This is a genomic window from Variibacter gotjawalensis, from assembly GCF_002355335.1.
GTDB classification, from domain to species: domain Bacteria; phylum Pseudomonadota; class Alphaproteobacteria; order Rhizobiales; family Xanthobacteraceae; genus Variibacter; species Variibacter gotjawalensis.
Genome location: NZ_AP014946.1, coordinates 294,102 through 312,377 on the forward strand (window position 1 = coordinate 294,102; position 18,276 = coordinate 312,377).

At 63.5% G+C, this 18,276-nt stretch carries 17 protein-coding genes; 5 read left to right on the forward strand and 12 right to left on the reverse strand.

The window, feature by feature from the left end; translation table 11 throughout:
• Nucleotides 1-107: 107 nt before the first annotated feature.
• On the forward strand, nt 108-404 hold the full coding sequence (locus GJW30_RS01345) for a DUF1244 domain-containing protein (protein WP_096350743.1): 297 nt from the start codon (nt 108-110) through the stop codon (nt 402-404).
• A gap of 257 nt (nt 405-661) precedes the next feature.
• The gene (locus tag GJW30_RS01350) at nt 662-907 is read left to right on the forward strand and encodes a DUF2312 domain-containing protein (protein ID WP_096350745.1); all 246 of its coding nucleotides are present in this window, start codon (nt 662-664) and stop codon (nt 905-907) included.
• 71 nt (nt 908-978) lie between these two features.
• On the opposite strand, the gene mepK is transcribed toward GJW30_RS01350, so the two are convergent.
• The 4 genes from mepK to GJW30_RS23085 form a co-directional block, all read right to left on the reverse strand.
• Nucleotides 979-2,670 carry a peptidoglycan L,D-endopeptidase MepK gene (gene mepK / locus GJW30_RS01355; protein ID WP_245408615.1) on the reverse strand — a complete coding sequence of 564 codons (1,692 nt, stop codon included), beginning with the start codon at nt 2,668-2,670 and terminating at the stop codon, nt 979-981.
• Nucleotides 2,671-3,387: 717 nt separating this feature from the next.
• Nucleotides 3,388-5,325, reverse strand: a complete 1,938-nt coding sequence (locus GJW30_RS01360; RefSeq protein WP_157746671.1) for a L,D-transpeptidase family protein — start codon at nt 5,323-5,325, stop codon at nt 3,388-3,390.
• Nucleotides 5,326-5,468: 143 nt separating this feature from the next.
• A complete protein-coding gene (locus GJW30_RS01365; protein ID WP_096350751.1) occupies nt 5,469-7,010 on the reverse strand; it encodes a sigma-54-dependent transcriptional regulator in 1,542 nt (513 codons plus the stop codon).
• A gap of 41 nt (nt 7,011-7,051) precedes the next feature.
• Nucleotides 7,052-7,183 (reverse strand): hypothetical protein, encoded by a 132-nt coding sequence (locus tag GJW30_RS23085; protein WP_283804850.1) that lies wholly within the window; start codon nt 7,181-7,183, stop codon nt 7,052-7,054.
• A gap of 89 nt (nt 7,184-7,272) precedes the next feature.
• Between GJW30_RS23085 and dnaN the strand changes: the two genes are divergently transcribed.
• From dnaN to GJW30_RS01380, 3 genes are all read left to right on the forward strand, one after another.
• On the forward strand, nt 7,273-8,382 hold the full coding sequence (dnaN, locus tag GJW30_RS01370; RefSeq protein ID WP_096350753.1) for a DNA polymerase III subunit beta: 1,110 nt from the start codon (nt 7,273-7,275) through the stop codon (nt 8,380-8,382).
• A gap of 66 nt (nt 8,383-8,448) precedes the next feature.
• Nucleotides 8,449-9,585 (forward strand): DNA replication/repair protein RecF, encoded by a 1,137-nt coding sequence (gene recF / locus GJW30_RS01375; RefSeq protein ID WP_096350755.1) that lies wholly within the window; start codon nt 8,449-8,451, stop codon nt 9,583-9,585.
• Nucleotides 9,586-9,604: 19 nt separating this feature from the next.
• Nucleotides 9,605-10,525, forward strand: coding sequence for a sugar kinase (locus GJW30_RS01380; RefSeq protein WP_096350757.1), 921 nt, complete (start codon nt 9,605-9,607; stop codon nt 10,523-10,525).
• Nucleotides 10,526-10,624: 99 nt separating this feature from the next.
• Here GJW30_RS01380 and GJW30_RS01385 read toward each other — a convergent pair whose 3' ends face one another.
• The 8 genes from GJW30_RS01385 to GJW30_RS01420 form a co-directional block, all read right to left on the reverse strand.
• Nucleotides 10,625-11,119, reverse strand: coding sequence for a hypothetical protein (locus tag GJW30_RS01385; protein ID WP_096350759.1), 495 nt, complete (start codon nt 11,117-11,119; stop codon nt 10,625-10,627).
• The gene (locus tag GJW30_RS01390) at nt 11,116-11,661 is read right to left on the reverse strand and encodes a permease (protein WP_245408616.1); all 546 of its coding nucleotides are present in this window, start codon (nt 11,659-11,661) and stop codon (nt 11,116-11,118) included. Before GJW30_RS01390 ends, GJW30_RS01385 begins: the two co-directional genes overlap by 4 nt.
• Nucleotides 11,662-11,663: 2 nt before the next feature.
• Complete coding sequence (gene eda, locus GJW30_RS01395; protein WP_096350763.1) at nt 11,664-12,293, reverse strand: bifunctional 4-hydroxy-2-oxoglutarate aldolase/2-dehydro-3-deoxy-phosphogluconate aldolase; 630 nt, start codon at nt 12,291-12,293, stop codon at nt 11,664-11,666.
• 84 nt (nt 12,294-12,377) lie between these two features.
• The gene (locus tag GJW30_RS01400) at nt 12,378-12,638 is read right to left on the reverse strand and encodes a hypothetical protein (RefSeq protein ID WP_130364699.1); all 261 of its coding nucleotides are present in this window, start codon (nt 12,636-12,638) and stop codon (nt 12,378-12,380) included.
• A 200-nt stretch (nt 12,639-12,838) separates the two neighbouring features.
• On the reverse strand, nt 12,839-15,970 hold the full coding sequence (locus GJW30_RS01405) for an efflux RND transporter permease subunit (RefSeq protein ID WP_096350766.1): 3,132 nt from the start codon (nt 15,968-15,970) through the stop codon (nt 12,839-12,841).
• A 3-nt stretch (nt 15,971-15,973) separates the two neighbouring features.
• Nucleotides 15,974-17,065, reverse strand: coding sequence for an efflux RND transporter periplasmic adaptor subunit (locus GJW30_RS01410; RefSeq protein WP_096350768.1), 1,092 nt, complete (start codon nt 17,063-17,065; stop codon nt 15,974-15,976).
• Nucleotides 17,062-17,694, reverse strand: a complete 633-nt coding sequence (locus tag GJW30_RS01415; protein WP_096350770.1) for a TetR/AcrR family transcriptional regulator — start codon at nt 17,692-17,694, stop codon at nt 17,062-17,064. The genes GJW30_RS01410 and GJW30_RS01415 overlap by 4 nt, the downstream gene beginning before the upstream one ends.
• A gap of 151 nt (nt 17,695-17,845) precedes the next feature.
• On the reverse strand, nt 17,846-18,271 hold the full coding sequence (locus GJW30_RS01420; RefSeq protein WP_096358588.1) for an anthrone oxygenase family protein: 426 nt from the start codon (nt 18,269-18,271) through the stop codon (nt 17,846-17,848).
• Nucleotides 18,272-18,276 lie beyond the last annotated feature (5 nt).

An 18,276-nucleotide genomic window follows, 5' to 3' on the forward strand; every position in this document is an offset into this window, starting at 1 on the left:
TAGCAACCCTCGCCGCGCTTGTAACCTCCCGATCGTACCCCCGCGCCCTGGCGACCAAGCCGCGAGACCACTATGTTCCGGTGACGCTGGAAGACGAGGCTTGAGAGATGGACGAGAAAACACAAACCGAACTCGAAGCCGCGGCGTTTCGCCGTCTGCTCTCGCATTTGCGCGAGCGCACCGACGTGCAGAACATCGATCTGATGAATCTCGCCGGCTTCTGCCGCAACTGCCTCTCCAATTGGATGAAGGATGCGGCGGACGCGCAAGGCGTCGCGATGAGCAAGGACGAGAGCCGCACGCACGTCTACGGCATGCCGTACGACGAATGGCGAAAGCTGCATCAGAAGGAAGCGTCGGCCGACCAGAAGGCCGCTTTCGAGAAATCACAGCCGAATCATTGAGCTCTCCGTAGCCCGGATGAAGCGGCGCGCAGCGCCAAGCGAAATCCGGGAGCAGAGCCTGCGGCAAGTCTTATGAGGCAATTCCGGCCCCGGATTTTGCTCGGCTTTGCCTCGCTTCATCCGGGCTACGAAGTTGGCCACGCTGTGGATAGTGGGCACGACGCTTGACTGCGCGCCCTCCTTTGCCGAAAGCCGTGCACGGAAATGCTAGGGCGAACATCCGTGTCGTCCAGCGTCGTGTTTGATCGAGGAACAGTATGTCGTCGTCTCCCAATGTTGCGCGGGATCAGCTCAAAGCGTTCGTCGAACGCATCGAGCGTCTCGAAGAAGAAAAGAAAACCATCTCCGACGATCTGAAAGACGTTTACGCCGAAGCGAAAGCGAATGGCTACGACACCAAGGCGCTGCGCACCGTTGTGCGTCTACGCAAGCAGGACAAGGACGAGCGCGCCGAGCAGGAAGCGATCCTCGATACCTACCTCGCCGCACTCGGCATGATCTGATCGTTAGTTCTCCCAAAACAAAAAGCCCGGCTGCATGAGCCGGGCTTTTTGTTTGTTGTCTTGCGGAAGCGCTAGTTCAAACTCGCGGTCGTGTTGCCAAGCATCACGGTCGTCGGGAACACGACGGCATTGCCGCTGAAGCCGGCTGCCGAGAGACCGAAGTCCGGCTCGTCGTTGAAGCTGTTGGCAACGACCGTGCGCGGCTTGCGCATCATGGTCGCGATTTCGCGGGTGTTGAGCGTGCCGTAGATGGTGACGTCCATCGCCGCATAGAGGCTCGGCGCCAGCATCACGCCACGCAGCCACGGATTTTCACCAAGGCGTGCAACCGGCATCGGCTGACTGGATTTTGTCGCAACCGGCGGCGTCGACGGAACGGCGGCCTTTGCGGGGCGGATCACGCCGGCACCCATCGGAGCTGCCTGACGCACGGCCGGCTTGTTGACTGCAGCCGGAGCCGAAGCGCTCGGTGCGTAAGCCATCACCAACTCGGCCGGCTTCTCGTCACGCAGGCCATTCGGCCACGGAACAGAGGCTGTCTCGGCGCTGGCAAGAACCATGTCCGGACGCGGACGCGGCGCCGGTGTCTTCTTCTGCACGGCCGTTGCCGAACCCGTTGTCACAGGCTGCGCACCGGTCTGCCAAACCATGCGCGGCTGGCCGTCATTCTGTTGCTGCTGCTGTTGCGGCTCGTTGGTCGCCATGTCGGCGCCGGTCCAGAAGCCGCGCGAAGCGACGACCTGAGCGGGCGACGGGCGGGCAACTGCGGCCGCGACGAGACCAGTCTCGAGCGCGCGGTTCGGACGCGAACGCGGCATCGGCACCGGAGCCGCAGAAGCGAGCTGTGCCGGCTGTGCGGCTTGAGCCTTATCGAACTGCGGAGCGCCTGGCGGCGGCAGAGCGGCGACGCGCGACTCTGCAGTCACACGACCGCGTGCCGGAGCAGCGTTCGTCTCTTCCTCGTCGTCTTCGCCGCCACGGCTGAACATGCGGGCGAAGAAGCTACGCTTGCCGGTCGAAGTCGTCGTCGTGTCGATGCCCGCGCTACGTGCTGCGAAGACCGACGTCGCCGACGGGCTTGCGCCGCGCTTGGCGACATCCGCCAGTGCGAGCTGGTAGCCACGCAGCGGGCGGCCATCCGACGGAACGTGCACGGTGCGCCCATCCGGGAACACGCGGGCGAGCTGTTCCGAGTTCATGCGCGGCCACATGCGGATCGAGCCGACATCGAGATGGACGAAGTTGGAGCCCGGATAGAAGCCGACACCGCCGCGCTGCAAGCGCAGGCCGGAAGCGCGCAGACGATCGAGCGAAACGCCCGGGATGTTGAAGTCCATCGCCTTGCCGAGCATGTGCTGGCTGTGCTTGGCGACGCCGCGGCTACGCGCGCGGAGCATCGAATTGGTGGCCGGCGAGCGATACGCCGAGATGATCTGGATCGGCTGCGTTCCGCCGGCGTCCTGATAAGCTTCCCACACGACGTCGAACAGTCGCGGGTCCATCTTGATCTGATCGTGATTGCGCCAATCGCGCAGGAAGTAATTGATCTTCGCGAGGCCCTGATCGTCGTAGCGCCCGTTGCGCTTGAAGACGACAGTGATGTTTTCCTTCGAATGCGTGTGATGCATCGTCAGGGTACGGACTTCGCTGTCCGCGGTGGCATCGATGGCGAAGAGGCAAGCTAGGGCCGCGAGAACAGCGCCGCGCGTCAAGCGCAACGACTTTCTCTGCAGCGGCATACGGCGCGCGGTACTAAATGGCACTGGATCTTTCCGTCCGACGTCGCGAGGCTGACCACACATTCGGTGAAGAACCGAAAGGTTGCATGGCCAGTAAGTCTTGCCGGGAACGGTTAATGCGACCTTAGCGCCCACATCGCCGATCCCCCCATCACCTGCTTGGCTAAGGGGCAAGTATGGCAAAACCTAGCCCGGGCGGGCACTTAAATCGTCCGAGTGGCTAACGGAAGTTGTGAAAATCGGCCCCAAACAGCCGAAAAACACGCTGCTTTGCCGAGATCGCAGAAAGCCGGGAATACGGCGTAACGGACTGTTTTGACTAACGATTTGTAGCTCGTTTTGGCACGCCGTCAATTTCAGGCGGTAACGAGATGGCGACAACTCGGCAGCGCGCAAATTGTGGCAGACGCCGCCACAATTCGGGGCCGAACTTTATTTTCGCGCTTAATGCGCTGCTCTGCGACCCAAACGGGCTCATGCCCCGGAATAGGTCTCCGTCATGGCCCGGCTTGTCCGGGCCATCCACGTCTTCCTTCCTTCACTTGTAGCCGGGATGAAGCGAGGCGGCGCGCCTCTCGCGCGCACGTCGAGCAAAATCCAGGAACTGCAGAACCGCTGTCGCTATCCCCGGATTTCGCGCGCGGCTTCGCCACCGCTCCATCCGAGCTACGTCTTAAACAAAGACGTGGATGGCCCGCATGAAGCGGGCCATGACGTTGAGTGTTATCGGAGCGTGAAACGTTACCGGAAGAACGGGAACAAGAAGAAGCCGTCGCCACCGGCACGGCGCGGCGGACCGGCCGGGTCGCGCTGGTCGGCCATACGCTTCTGCTGGAAGTTGCGCTTCGCCTGACTGGACGAACCCGGCGTCACCTTCTGGCTGCGCTCGGCGACGGCCATGTACTTCCCGTTCAGCGCTGACTGCGTGCGCTTATCCCAACCGTAGACGTCGTCACGCACGACCAGCTTCCCGTGGTCGTCGACATACGCATTCATGTAGACGATGTGCACCGGGATGGTCTTCGGGAACTTCAGCGTGACTTCGTTGCGGCCGTACATGCTGGTCAGCTTCTGCGCCGTATAGCCGTCGCGCGGCATCGCCACCGACAACAACGCCTCACCGAACTTCTCTGGGTTCTGCACGCGCATGCAGCCATGGCTGAAGGCGCGGCGATCCTGCGCGAAGAGCGGCTTCGTCGGCGTATCGTGCAGATACACCTGGTAGGCGTTCGGGAAATTGAACTTCAGACGGCCGAGCGCATTTCGCTCACCCGGCGGCTGACGGATCGCCATCGTGCCATCGCGGCGATACGAAACCTCGTAACCGCGCGCCGCCAGAGCTTCCGGGCTCATGCTGCCGTATTCGCCGTAGACGATCGACTCCGGCACGTGCCAGCTCGGATTGACGACGATGTTCTCGATCTCGTCGGAGAAAACCGGGCTCGGCGTATTCGCCTTGCCGACGATGATGCGGGTCGTGAAGATCTGATTGCCGCGATCGACCATCTTCAAGGTGAAGTCCGGAACGTTCACCATCACGTAGGTCTGGCCAAGGTTGCGCGGCAGCCAGCGCCAACGCTCCATATTGGCGACCACGGTGTCGATCTGCTTTGTCTTGCTGCGCCCGTTGAGCGCGTCGATCACGGCTGTCGTGACCTGACCGTTCACGGTGAGACCGCGCTCGCGCTGGAACGCCTTGACGGCCTCGACCAAAGCCGCGTCGTAAGTGGTGTTTTCCGGATCGCCTTCGATGTGGAGGCGCTGACGCAGCACGGGAACGCGCGCGTCCTTCTTGCCCGAGCGAATGACCGGACCGCCCGGAACCTCGATCGTCTGCTCTTCCGGCGCGCCGCGCAGTTCGGCGAGCTTCGCCTTGAGCCGCTTGAAGCCCTCGTGCGGCGGATTGAAGCCTTCCAGCGCGACGGTCATATCGGACGCATCGCTGACCGTCTTCAGAACCAGTCCGGCATCCGGCACCGGCGGCGTCACGTCGATATTCGGGGTGAGGCGCGACGGCATCGTACGGCCGGCCTGCGCCTGCTTGGCAAATTCGAGAACCGTTGCGGTCAGGCGAAGCTCGGCCTGCGCGGTCGCATCCGCGTCTGCGCCGGCGGCAAGGTCCGGCAGCGTGAAGGCGGTCGCGTCGAGGCCGTCGGTGTCTGCCGCCTTAATGCGAGCGATGGCAACCTTGGCGCGCGGGGTCGCCTCGCCGTTGGAAAACCAGACCGGCGCATAGTTGCGGGTCTTGTAGAAGTCTTCGGCCGCCGTGCGGTCCTTCTTGTCGGCGAACAACCGGTCTGACCGGGTCGTGACCGCATCGCGAATTTTGTCGGCCAATGCCTGGTCAATCGCTGCGCCATTGGCTGCGACATTCGATGGCGGATTTGCCGGCGCTGCCGCTGCGGGCGCAACCGGAGCGGGTGCTGCGGCCGGTGCCGCAGGCGCGGGAGACGGCGTCGCGGCGGGTGCCGGACCGATGTCGTTCAGGCTGGGCGGCGGCACATCGGCGGGCTCGGGCATCGGCACGCCGGTATCGACGGACGCAACCGCCTGCGCGAATGCACCTGTCGGCAGCGAGATAATCGCGGTGGAGATAGCCAGCGAGGCAATGAGGCCGCGAAGGACCGCAGCGCCCCGTAGGACATTTCCGCCCAAGCTATCGTGTCGCGCAGCACGCATGCGTGATTCTCCGATCCCGGCACACCACTAACGTCCAAGACGCGCGGCGGGTCCACGCATCTCGGTTTCGGCCGGACCGTGACCATAAAATGCGGCGGAATCAACACACAGGCGTGTGCAAACGCGTTAAATTGGCGACAGTGTCACCGCGTCGCAACGACCTCGGGCTTGGCCGGGGCGTCTTCTGCAAGACCGAGACTCTCCAGCTTGCGGTAGAGCGTCGAGCGGCCGATCTGCAGCCGGCGAGCGACCTCCGACATCTGCCCACGGTAATGCGTGAGGGCGAACCGTATCGCGTCGGCCTCGATGGCTTCGAGCGGGCGGGCCTCTCCGGTCGGATCGAGCAGCTGCACGCTCGGACCGTTATCGACCTGACGCGGACGCGGCGGAATCGCCACACCGATCATCGGATCGAACATCATCGGCGTGGCTTCGTCCGACGCAACCGGAGCGAGAGGCGCTGACGCGGATTCGCCGAGGCTCATCGGCTCGGCGGCACGCTCGTGCTGCTGGGCGAGGATCTGCGGGAATTCCGCAACGCCAATTTCGTCGGTCTCGGCGAGCACCACCGCACGGAACACGGAGTTTTCGAGCTGGCGCACGTTGCCGGGCCACGGATAGTTGCGCAGCATCGCCAGCGCATCACCCGAAATCGCGCGGATACGGCGGCCTTCTTCGGCGCCGAAGCGCGCGAGGAAGTGGCGAACGAGACCCGCAACGTCCTCACGGCGCTCGCGCAGCGGCGGTACCGTCAGCGGATAGACGTGAAGGCGGTAGAAAAGATCCTCACGGAAGCGCCCACTCTTCGCGTCTTTCGTGAGATCGCGGTTGGTCGCCGACACGATGCGAACGTCGACCTTCACAGGTTTACGCGCGCCGACAGGTTCGACTTCGCCTTCCTGAATTGCACGCAGAAGTTTTACCTGCGCGGACAGCGGGAGCTCGCCGACTTCGTCGAGGAACAGAGTTCCACCAGAAGCTTCCACGAACTTGCCCGTATGCCGCTCGGTCGCACCCGTAAAAGCGCCCTTCTCGTGACCAAACAAGATCGACTCGACGAGATTATCCGGGATCGCGCCGCAGTTGACGGCGACAAACGGCTTCGCCTTGCGATCGCTGGTGCCGTGAATGGCGCGCGCGATCAATTCCTTGCCGACGCCGGACTCGCCTTCGATCAATACCGGGATCGTCGAACTCGCGGCTTTCTCGGCCATACGCAATACGCCAAGCATATTGGTGCTGCGCGTAACGATGTCTTTGAAGGTCAGCACGCCGGCGCGGCTGCGCTTGATGAGTTTGAGTTCGCTTTCGAGCGCGCCGGTCGCCAACGCGTTGCGCAGCGACACCTGCAGACGCTCTGCGCCGACCGGCTTGACGACGAAGTCGCTGGCACCCGCGCGCATTGCCGCAACGACGTTGTCGATACCGCCGTGCGCGGTCTGCACGATGACGGGAAGCGAGATGCCGCCTTCGCGCATACGCGACAGAACGCCGAGACCGTCGACACCCGGCATCATGAGATCGAGAACGACGGCATCGAAGCGCGCGCCGTCGTCGGTCAGCGCCGCAATACCGGCCGCACCGCCATCGGCGGTGACCGCCTCATAGCCGAACCGGCCGACCATGGCTTCGATGAGCCGGCGGCTGACGGGATCATCGTCGACGATGAGAATACGTTCGGCCATAACTGCTTCCCTGTGTTTGTCCCGATTTGACCCATCAGCCGCTAAAGTCCGATAAAAATGATCGCTAAAATTTTAGCGATCTCGATCGCCTGAAAATCGTGCAGATAAACGCGGTTAAGGCCGTCAAGACCGTTGAAAACACGTTGAAACGCTTGCGTTAGACGCTGCGGCACGGCACCTTCCCGGTCCGGATCGTGGCTTCGCCGCGCCGTCCGGCGCTGTTGAGATGCGCCACGTGGCGCCAAGTTAGGGTGCTGAAGCTATGAAAGTGACCGTAGAGCGCGCGGAACTGCTCAAGTCGCTCGGCCATGTCCATCGTGTCGTGGAGCGGCGCAACACGATCCCGATCCTCGCCAACGTGCTGCTCCGGGCAGCCAACGGGAAGCTCAACCTCAAGGCGACCGACCTCGACCTCGAAATCATCGAGCCGATCGGAGCCGACATCGGCGCGCCCGGCGCGACGACGGTTCCGGCGCACATGTTTTACGAGATCGTCCGCAAGTTGCCGGACGGTTCGCAGGTGCAGCTGGAATCGCTGGCCGATCGATCGAGCCTCGCCATCAAAGCCGGGCGGTCACGTTTCACGCTGCAGACGCTGCCCGAATCCGACTTCCCGGATCTCGCTGCCGCCGACATGACGCACAAATTTTCTGTCGGCGCCGCCGACCTCAAGCGCATGATCGACAAGACGCAGTTCGCGATTTCGACCGAAGAGACGCGCTACTATCTCAACGGCATGTACCTGCACGTGCCGACCGACAAGACGCTACGCGCGGTTGCGACAGACGGTCACCGCCTCGCGCAGTTCGATCTTCCGGCGCCGAGTGGCGCAGCCGGCATGCCGGGCGTTATCGTTCCCCGCAAGACGGTCGGCGAGTTGCAGCGCTTGATCGAAGGCGGCGACACCGAAATCGGTATCGAACTGTCATCCGCAAAAATCCGCTTCACGCTCGGCGACGTCATTCTCACGTCTAAGTTGATCGACGGCACCTTCCCGGATTACACGCGCGTCATCCCGCAAGGGAACGACAAGCAACTCAAAGTTGATAAGCCGGACTTCGAAGCGGCCGTTGATCGTGTCTCGACCGTGTCGAGCGAACGCGGCCGCGCCGTGAAGCTTTCGATCTCCGGCTCACGCCTGCTGCTTTCCGTCACCAACCCGGATTCCGGCAGCGCGACTGAGGAGATCGAGGTCGATTACGACGGCGACCCGCTCGATATCGGCTTCAACTCGCGCTACCTGCTCGACATCGCGTCGCAGATCGACAGCGAGCAGGCGATCTTCAAGCTGGCAGACCCAGGTTCGCCGACGTTGATCCAGGACGGCACCGGCGGCCACGCCGTCTACGTGCTGATGCCGATGCGTGTGTGACGATGCTGACGCGGGTGTCAGCGTTCCGCTTGCACCCGCCGCAGTCTTCGTGAAACACAAGGGCCGATGACCGCGGCCCGGATTCGACGCCTGACGCTGAACAACTTCCGCAGTTATCGCGCGCAGCAGCTCGCGATAACGCAGCGGCTAGTTGTGCTTACGGGGCCAAACGGCGCCGGCAAGACTAACCTCATCGAAGCAATTTCCTATCTCAGCCCCGGCCGTGGCCTTCGCCGCGCGACGCTGAGCGAAGCCGCGTTCACGGAAGGCGACGGCTCGTGGGCGGTCTCGGTTCAACTCGAAGGTGCGCTCGGTCTCGCAACGCTCGGCACCGGCATCGAGCCGCCCGGCACGATGCCGACCGAGACCCGGAAATGCCGCATCGACGGCGAGGCGGTCGGTTCGGCCGCAGCATTCACGGACCACCTCAGCGTTATCTGGCTGACGCCGACGATGGACCAACTCTTCATGGGCCCGGCGTCCGAACGGCGGCGGTTCCTCGACCGCTTCGCACTCGCCATCGACGCCAGCCACAACGCACGCGTGAGTGCGCTCGAGCGCTCGTTGCGTGCACGCAACCGCTTGCTCGAAGATCCGCGGCCGGATCAAAAATGGCTCGATGCCGCCGAGCACGAGACCGCAGAACTCGCGGTGGCGGTCGCGGCGGGCCGATCCGAAACCGTGCGCCAGTTGTCTGCTGCACTTGCCCGCCGTCACGACGACAGCCACTTCCCGGCCGCGCGCATCGCGCTTGAAGGCGCACTCGAAGCCGGCATTTCGTCACGCCCTGCTGCCGAGATCGAGGACGACTATCGCGCCGTGCTCAAAGCCAATCGCGCGCGCGATGCGGCAGCCGGCCGCACGTTGGAAGGTCCGCACCTTTCCGACCTTAAGGTCTTCTATGCGGCGAAAGGCATTGCGGCGTCCGACGGCTCGACCGGCGAGCAGAAGGCTTTGTTGATCGGCCTCATCCTCGCGCATGCGCAGCTGATAGCCGACATGACCGGCCAAGCGCCGATCCTGTTGCTCGACGAAGTCGTCGCGCATCTCGATCCGTCGCGCCGCCGCGCGCTCTACGATCAGCTTGACCGGCTGGGCGCTCAGGTCTGGATGACCGGCGCCGATCCGGCGGCTTTCGCGGACGTTTCGGCGCGCGCCGACGTCATCGACGTTTCGCCCGGGCGGGCTCAACGCGCCGCCTGAGGCGTGCTAGGGTCCGGCGATGAGCAGCAACATTGTCGCCGCAATCGGCGAAGTCATGATCGAGTTGGCGCGCGGTCCCGACGGCCGCTTCAGCCTCAACTTCGGCGGCGACACGTTCAACACGTCGGTCTACCTCGCGCGCGCAGGCATCAAGGTGTCGTATGCGACCGCGATGGGCGATGATCCCTACTCCGCCAGCCTCATCGATCTCGCCACCGCCGAAGGTATTGGCACCGATCTCATCACGCGTGTGCCGGGCCGCATGCCCGGACTGCATCTGATCGAAACCGATGCGGCGGGCGAGCGGAAATTCTACTACTGGCGCGACACCTCGCCGGCGCGCGATCTCTTCGAACTACCGAATTGGAGCGCGACGGCCGACGCGATCCTTAACGCCCGCGTCATTTACTTCTCCGGCATCACGCTCTCGCTTTATTCGAACGCGGGTCTCGGCCGTTTCCTCGCGCTGCTCGAACTCGCTCGCCAGCGCGGCGCCATTGTCGCATTCGATTCCAACTACCGGCCGCGCGGCTGGAAAGGCGACGCCGCGCGTGCCCGCACCGTGTATGGCGAAGCGCTCAAACGCGTCGACATCGCGCTTCCGAGTTTCGACGACGAAGCCGCATTGTGGAGCGACTCTAGCCCGGACGGCACCGTGCAGCGGCTGCAGGCGTTCGGTGTCTCGGAGGTCGTCGTGAAGAACGGCACGAGCGACGCACTCGTCGTTTCGAAGGATGTCAGCCAGCGCGTACCGGTCCCCCAGGTAACTCAAGCCGTCGACACTACGGCCGCGGGCGACAGCTTTTGCGCCGGCTATCTTGCGGCACGCTTGAAGGGTGAAGAACCCGCCGCTGCGGTCAGCGCCGCGCACAAGATCGCGGGTGAGGTCGTGCAGCATCGCGGCGCGATCATTCCGCGCACGCAAGACGCCGTGCATTAGAGCATTTTCAAGTGAAGTGGATGCCGGTTCACGTCAAGAAAATGCGACCACTCAAGAAACTTAGAGGTTATCTGCTTTGACCATCAAAGCAGATAACCTCTAAGGCTTGCCGACCAGCATCGCCATGTAAGCCGCAATGAATGGCAGCGGGACAGATGCCGTCATCCGCAGCCAGACGATCCGCGCCGGCATCAGCGGGATTTCGTAGAGCAACGCGCGATGCAGCGCGAACAGCGCCCACGCGGTCGAATACGCGACGACTTGCGGCGACGCCGCACCCGCTTTCAGCGCCGCAATGCCGACCGCGAAGCCGATCATCGGACCACCCGGCGTCAACCCGCCTGCGAGCGTGGCTATCGCAATTCCGGCAAGCCCGGACTCCGGGCCGAGCCACGTCGCGACCCATTTCTCCGGCATGATCTCGGCGATGAACCCGGAACCGAGCACGCCGATCGCGATGCGCGGGATGAGGCGCATGAATTCGACGAGCCCGCCTTTGATCGCGCCCTTCAGCACGGATCGCCCTTGCCGAGCCGCAACCGCAGCGAGCACCGCGACCAGAAGCCAGAGGAATCCGATGACGAAGATGGTCATCGGAATCTCTTCGCTAAAAGATTAGCGAGAGGCCGCACCATGAGGCCGGCGAGAATAGGCAGCGGCAACGACAGCAGAATGCGCCAGCCGACGAAGTGGACACCGAAAAACGGCAGTTCCCACACGAGCGCGCGCGAATATCCGAGCAGCGACCATGACGTGATGAAGGCTACGATCGCGCCGATGTCGGCACCCATCACGGCAAGCGTTGCGGCAACCGGATAGATCGTGAAGGGACCGCCCGGCAGGATCACGCCGGCCGCCGCGCCGATGAAGATACCGGTGATGCCCGACTCGGCGCCGATCCAGCGCCGCACCGTCTCGCGCGGAAGTAGCAAAGCCACAAAGGCGGCCAGCAGACAGCCCGCGAGCAGGCTGGGCATGATGCCGACGAACAGCAGGAAATCGTGGCCGAGAATTTCGAGCACGCGCGGCCAGCCGTCGCGCAGATACACCGTGGTGCCGGACACGAGCACGAGCACCGCGATGAAAGCGGTTGTCCAATCGAACGTGGCGGCTTTGCGTGGCGGCGGTGTCGACACGCTCAGACCTTGAGTGCTGCGGCTTCCCACGACAGCGCCGTCACGCGCGCGAAATCACCGGCCGCGACCGCATCCTTCGGCGCAACCCAGGAACCACCAACCGCGACGACATTCGGCAGCGCAAGATAAGCCGCTGCGTTCTTCGTATCGATCCCGCCGGTCGGGCAAAATTTTAAAGCCGCGAGTGGTGCCGCGACAGATTTCAGCCAGTTCATACCGCCGGACGCCTCGGCCGGGAAGAATTTCAGCACCGAGAAGCCGAGTGCCGACAGCGCCATCGCCTCGGTCACGGTCGCGCAGCCCGGGAAAACCGGGATGGGCGCATCGGCAAGGTGCTCGGCAAGCCACCCCGGCGTTCCGGGGCTGACGATGAAACGCGCGCCGGCGTCGAATGCACTGGCGACATGCCAGGTCTTCGTCACCGTCCCGACGCCGACGACAGCGTCCGGCACGTCGCGGGCGATAGCTTCGATCGCTTTCAGCCCGCTTTCGGTCCGCAATGTCACCTCAAGAGCCTTGAGGCCACCTGCAACCAGCGCGCGCGCGAGCGGCACAGCATCTTCGACGCGCTCGATCGTGAGAACCGGAATGACGGGCGCGAGCGCCACGATGGGCGAAGGGTCTAGCGGCATGGATCACCTTGAGTTGCGGTGAAAGACCATGAGGCTAGGGCGATACGCAAGTCTCCATCCGCCACGTCATGCGTGGCATGCCGATCAGGCGAAGCGGACCTGCACGCTTCGCCGTTCGGCCGAGACAAGCTGACACGACCGCGACCGCGCTTCGCCGCGGATCGTCAGGCGGAACGCGGACGGCAACTGTCGCGGCCGATCGAGCCTCAACTCAGCCGCGGTAGCAGACATCCGCAGGACGTTGCATGGCACCGTTGCGAATTCCCCCGGTACCGACAGTGAGCCGGCATGGTTGACCGCCACGAGCGGCGGCGCCTTGTCTTTCTTGCGCGTGAACATATTCATTCAACGGCTCTGAGGCGGACTTAGTTTCAGAACCGGCGCATTTGCATCAAACGCGAATGGAAACAGGCGGAGAGGATACGCGAAACGAGTTCCTCTCCGCCCGGCCCTCTCTCGGCAGAAGAGAGGGCAGTGAGGCATGATCGCGGAGAAAGAGGGGACTCCATCCTCCGATCGATCACGCAACTCCGTGCGGCGATCACCTACTCGGCCGGCGTTGCCATCGCCTGCTTCATCGCCCGGCGCTCCGCGCGCCGCGCCATGAAACGGATACGGCGTTGCGCGAGGTTATCGATCGCCATCAGAGCCGCCGGCGTAACGATTAGCGTGAGGATCGTCGCAAAGCCGAGACCGAAGACGATCGCGGTCGACAGCGATATCCACCACTGCGTCGCGGGCGCACCGATCGTGAGCTCGCGGTGCAGAAACTCAATGTTCATGCCGAACGCGATCGGCAGCACGCCGAGAATAGCCGTGACCGCCGTGAGCACCACGGGACGCGCACGTTCGCGGCACGTCTCCATAATCGCGTCGTAGGCCGCGACGCCTTCGCGGCGCAGCCGGTCATACGTGTCGATCAACACGATGTTGTTGTTCACGATGACACCCGCATTCGCGATGATGCCGATGCCGGTCATCACGACGCCGAACGGCTGCCCCATGATCATCGCGCCGAGCAGCACGCCGATGGTCGAGAGCACCACTGCCGTGAGCACAAGCCCGACCGACGTCAACTTGTTGAACTGCGCCAGCAGGATCGCGAAGATCAAGAAGATCGCTGCGCCAAACGCCTTCATCAGGAACGCGCCGGCTTTCTCACGCTCTTCGTCCTCGCCCTTCAGCTTCCAGAAGACACCCGACCCGAGCACGCCCTTCGACAGCTCCGCCGCGATCTCTTGCTGGATCACCGCGGTCTGCACGCCTTCCGGCACGTTGGCCTGCAGCGTCATCACGCGATTGCCGCCGACGCGATTGATATAGCCGATGCGCGGCACAGCAGTGCGCTGCACGAAATTGCCGATCGGCACGTGGCCGGCGCTCGTCTGCACACGCAGCTCGTCGATCTGATCGAGACTCCGGCGGTTTTCCGGAAAGCGGACGATGATGTCGACTTCCTTGTCGTTGTCGGACGGACGGAATTCCGTGATCTTCGTGCCGTTGGTGACAAGCTGCACGACGTTGCCGACCGTCGTTACGCCGGCGCCGTATTTCGCAGCCTCGGCCTTGTCGACCGAGAGCTTCCAGTCGATGCCCGGCAGCGGCAAACCGTCATCCAAGTCGCGGATGTCGCTGCGCGCGCGCAGCATGTCGGCCACCTTCTTCGCGGCTGCCGGAAGCGCATCCGGATCGATGGCGGAGAGCTGCACCTGCACGGGCTTGCCGGTCGGCGGACCCGCGCGCGGCGCCGTCACTTCGACTTCGATGCCGGCGATATGCGCCGTTTTCTGGCGCAGCTCATCCATGATCACATGCGCGGCGGGGCGCTGCTTCCAATCGACGAACTCATACTGGATGACGCCGATCGTATCTTCCGAGATTTCCTGCGAGCCGCGCGGCTGCTCGCCGACGCGCGTGTAGACAGTCTCGAGGCCCGGCATCTTCAGCACTTCAGCCTCGACCGCGCGGATCGCCCGATCCTTTTCGGCGATCGAGAGATTGCCGCGGCCGTGGATGACGACGAGGCCGTAGTCCGGCTCGACCTTCGGGAAGAACTCGACGCCGTTGCCGTATTTTCCGTACGCGAACTGGACGCTCACGAGCAGCAGCACAGCCAATGACAGCGTCGCCCACGGATGCTTCACGGCAAGCTTCACGGTCCGCATATACGGGCCAGTGTCTTTCGCGCGCTCGTCGTGCGGCACGACGGACGCACGGCCGAGCAGCGCGCCGAGCGTCGGCGTGAAGATCAGCGCCACGACCAGCGACGCGGACAGCGTCGCGATCAGTGTGATCGGCAGATACTTCATGAATTGCCCGACGATGCCGGGCCAGAACAGGAGCGGCGAGAACGCCGCAACGCGCGTCGCCGTCGCCGCGATGACCGGACCCGCCATGCGATAGGCCGCGAGCGAATACGCCTCCTTCGGCGGCATGCCCTCAGCCATGCGCCGCTCGGCGTATTCGGAGACGATGATCGCGTCGTCGACCAGCATGCCGACCGCCAGGATGAGCGAGAACAGCACGACGATGTTGACGGTCAGACCCGCGAGCTGCAGCCCCAGCACGCCGGCGAGGAACGAGGCCGGAATCGCGATGCCGATGAAGAGCGACGCGCGGAACCCGAGCGCAAACAGCATGATCACGATGACGAGCAGCACGCCGGTAGCGACCGAGTTCTGCAGATCGGCCAACATCTGACGGATCAGCTTTGACTTATCCTGCGTGTAAGAAACTTGAACGGCCTCGGGCCACGTTTTCTTCAGCTGCTCGACGACCTTCTTCACACCGTCGACGGTTTCGATGAGGTTCGCGCCGGTGCGCTTCGACACTTCAATCGTCATGGCGGGGCGGCCGTTGACACGCGTGATCGACGTTGCGTCCTTAAACGTCGGGCGCACCTGCGCGACGTCACCGAGCGTGACGACAGCACCGGCCGTCGCAGCGACTGGGATTTTCAGTACATCTTCCGGACGCTCAATCAGCGCCGGGACCTTTACGGCAAAACGCCCGCTCGAACCTTCCAGCGCACCGGCCGCGACAAGGCTATTCGACTGCGTGGTTGCCTGAATGAGCTGTTCGAGCGAGACGCCGTAGCTCTTCATAAGCATCGGCTCGGCGATGATTTCGACCACCTCATCGCGCCCGCCGCGCATCTCTGCCTGCAGCACGCCCGGCGCCTGCTCGATCGCATTCTTGGCGATGCGCGCGATGCGCAGCAGCGTTCGCTCCGGCAACTCGCCGGCCAGCGCGATAACAAGGACCGGATAGAGCGAGAGATTGACCTCCTGCACCACCGGCTCGTCGGCCTCGCGTGGCAGATCGCGTTTGGCCTCGTCAACCTTCGCACGCACGTCGGCGAGCGCGGACTTGGAGTCGAAGCCGGCTTCGAATTCGAGCAGCACGTAACCGCCGCCCTCGAAGGCGGTTGAGCGCATTTCCTTCACGTTGCCGACCGATTTGAGCTTGGTCTCGATCGGGCGAAGCAAAAGGCGCTCGGAATCTTCCGGGCTGATGCCGCGCTGCGTAATCTGCGTGTAGATGATCGGGACTTTGACGTCCGGCTCGGCTTCCTTCGGGATCGTGCGATAGGCGACGAAGCCCGCCAGCAGCAGGAAGATCAAAGTCGCGATCGTGAGCCGCGCGTGGCTGATCGCGTAGTTGATGATCGCTTGCATAACTTAGTTCGCCGCGGTTTTCTGCGGCGCGACCGGCACCGCGTCGACCTTCTGGCCTTCGCGGACGAAGTCTTGACCCTCGACGATCACGCTCGCGCCATCCGGAATACCCGCAACCCACATGAAAGCCTGATCGTCTTCGACGACCGCCACCGGCGCGAACGCAACAACACTCTCCGCGTTGACGAAACGCAGACCGAGATCGCCGTTCGACGCAAACACGAGAGCGGAGCGCGGCACGCGCGTCGCCTCATTGGCAGCAAGCCGGATCGACACCTCGGCCGTGACGCCGTCCGCAATCGCACCATCCGCATTCGGGATTTCGATTTCGACGCGGTACGTGCGCGTCGTCTGGCTCGCGCTACGGGATACGAAGCGCACCTTGCCTTTCGCGGTTTGCCCGGTGACGAGACGGATTTCGGCTTCGTCTCCAGGCTTGATGCCGCCAATCTTGCGCTCGGCGACCTCGACAACCGCAAGCATTGGGTCGAGCGAGACGATCTGCGCCAGCTCCTTGCCGGAGAACGAAAAGGCGGCTTGACCGACCTCGACCGAAACATCGTTGATGATGCCGGACCACGGCGCGCGCACGACACCGCGCTCGCGCTCGGCTTCCGCCGCGGCAAGCTGCGCTTCCGCAATTTTCAGCTGGGCTTCGAGATTGCCGGCCTCGAGCTTCGGCATATTGCCTTGCTGGATCAGGCGGCTCTTCGCCTCGAACTCCGCACGCTTCTGCACCGCAACCGCGCGCGCCTGGATTACCTGCGACTCGCGCGCCTCGTCGGAAAGGATCGCGATGATGTCGCCTTCCTTCACGACTGTGCCGCGCTTGACGCGCAAATCGGTCAGCACGCCGCCCGTCCGCGCCGTGATCATGACGCGTTTGTCAGCCTCGGTGCGCCCCGAAATCGTCAGCTTCTGGCGATGCGAGACACGTTCCGTCTTCAAAATGCCGACGCGGAACACCTTGGCGGCTTTCTCGTTCGGCCGCACGGCGGCTTGGCTCTTGCTATCGTTCGAGCCGAGATGGCCTGACGCGATCCAGCCGGCCGCGGCCAACACCAAAACGACGGCGGTAATCCGCGCGCCTTTCATTTCTCGTCTCCGTTATTCGACCTGCTTTGCGCCGAAAGCGGCGTCGTCAGCAGGCTGTGCACCATGCGCAGAACCGACGGCAGCGCCGTCTCTGCGTTGAAGTCTGGGTCGACGGCGCGACGCCAGGTCAGGCCGTCGGCAAGCGCCATCATGGCGGCGACGACGCCCGGGTAATCGAGGTCGGTCGCGATTTCTCCGCGCGCGCCGGCATGCTTGAGCATGTCGGTCATGCGCGCCGTGATATCCGCGTCGCCTTCCTTCATCAGCGCCGAGATCTCGGGATTGCGCCGGCTCTCGGCCATGATCTCGGTCCAGAGCGCGACCTCCTCGGCGGGACGCTCGACGAGGTAGTGCCGTGCCAAGCCTTCGAGGCCCTTGAAGAAGTCCGGCGCCGTATCGAGCGCCGCGAAATCGCGCGCTGCGTCACGCCGATCGCGTTCGCAGATGCCGGCAATGATCGCTTCCTTGGAGGGGAAGTAGCGGTAGAGATTGCCGGGGCTCATGCGCGCCTCGGCACAGATTTCCTGCATCGACGATTGATGAAAACCGGAGCGCGCAAAGCATCGCTGCGCGGCTTCGAGGATCGCCGTCCGGCGATCGAGCTGCAGCTGAGCGTTGGCGCGGCGCATTCCTGAAAAATCACCCGAATCGACGCTACCGGACCACCTATCGGTCCACCAGCACGCGAAAGTTGTCGTTTAATGAAACAATCGACTCACAGATACGTGAAAGAGCGAACATTCATTCTCATTATGCGAGCACCAAGTCAAGCTGCGAGCGTTAAAGATGCCCGGCCAGAAACGAAATGACGGCGAGGCCACCAAGCGCTGCGCGGACGCCATGAAGAACGCCCCAACGCTCGATCAAAGATCGTAATTCAGGGCCGGGCGCCTCGGGCCGCATGGCCAGCAAAGTCTTATTCGTCGGCAACATGACAAATACGGTCCAAGGCCAATTCGCCATCATCAGCAGTCCACCGAAAAGGAACAGCTGGCTGCCCGTCTGCCACCAGCCGGTCACGCCGAGGAGAAAACCGAGGAAAGCCAACGGCGCCTGCAAGGCGAAACCGCGCTTGTACGCCGGCTGCCACTGCGTCAGCAGGGCTCGGTCGTCGAGCCTAAGTCGAGCGGGCTGTTCTGCGATCAGAATGTAGACAGCAGCACCGGTGAAAAACGCTGCCGTTGTCAGAGCGAGCAAGCCGATCATCGTCG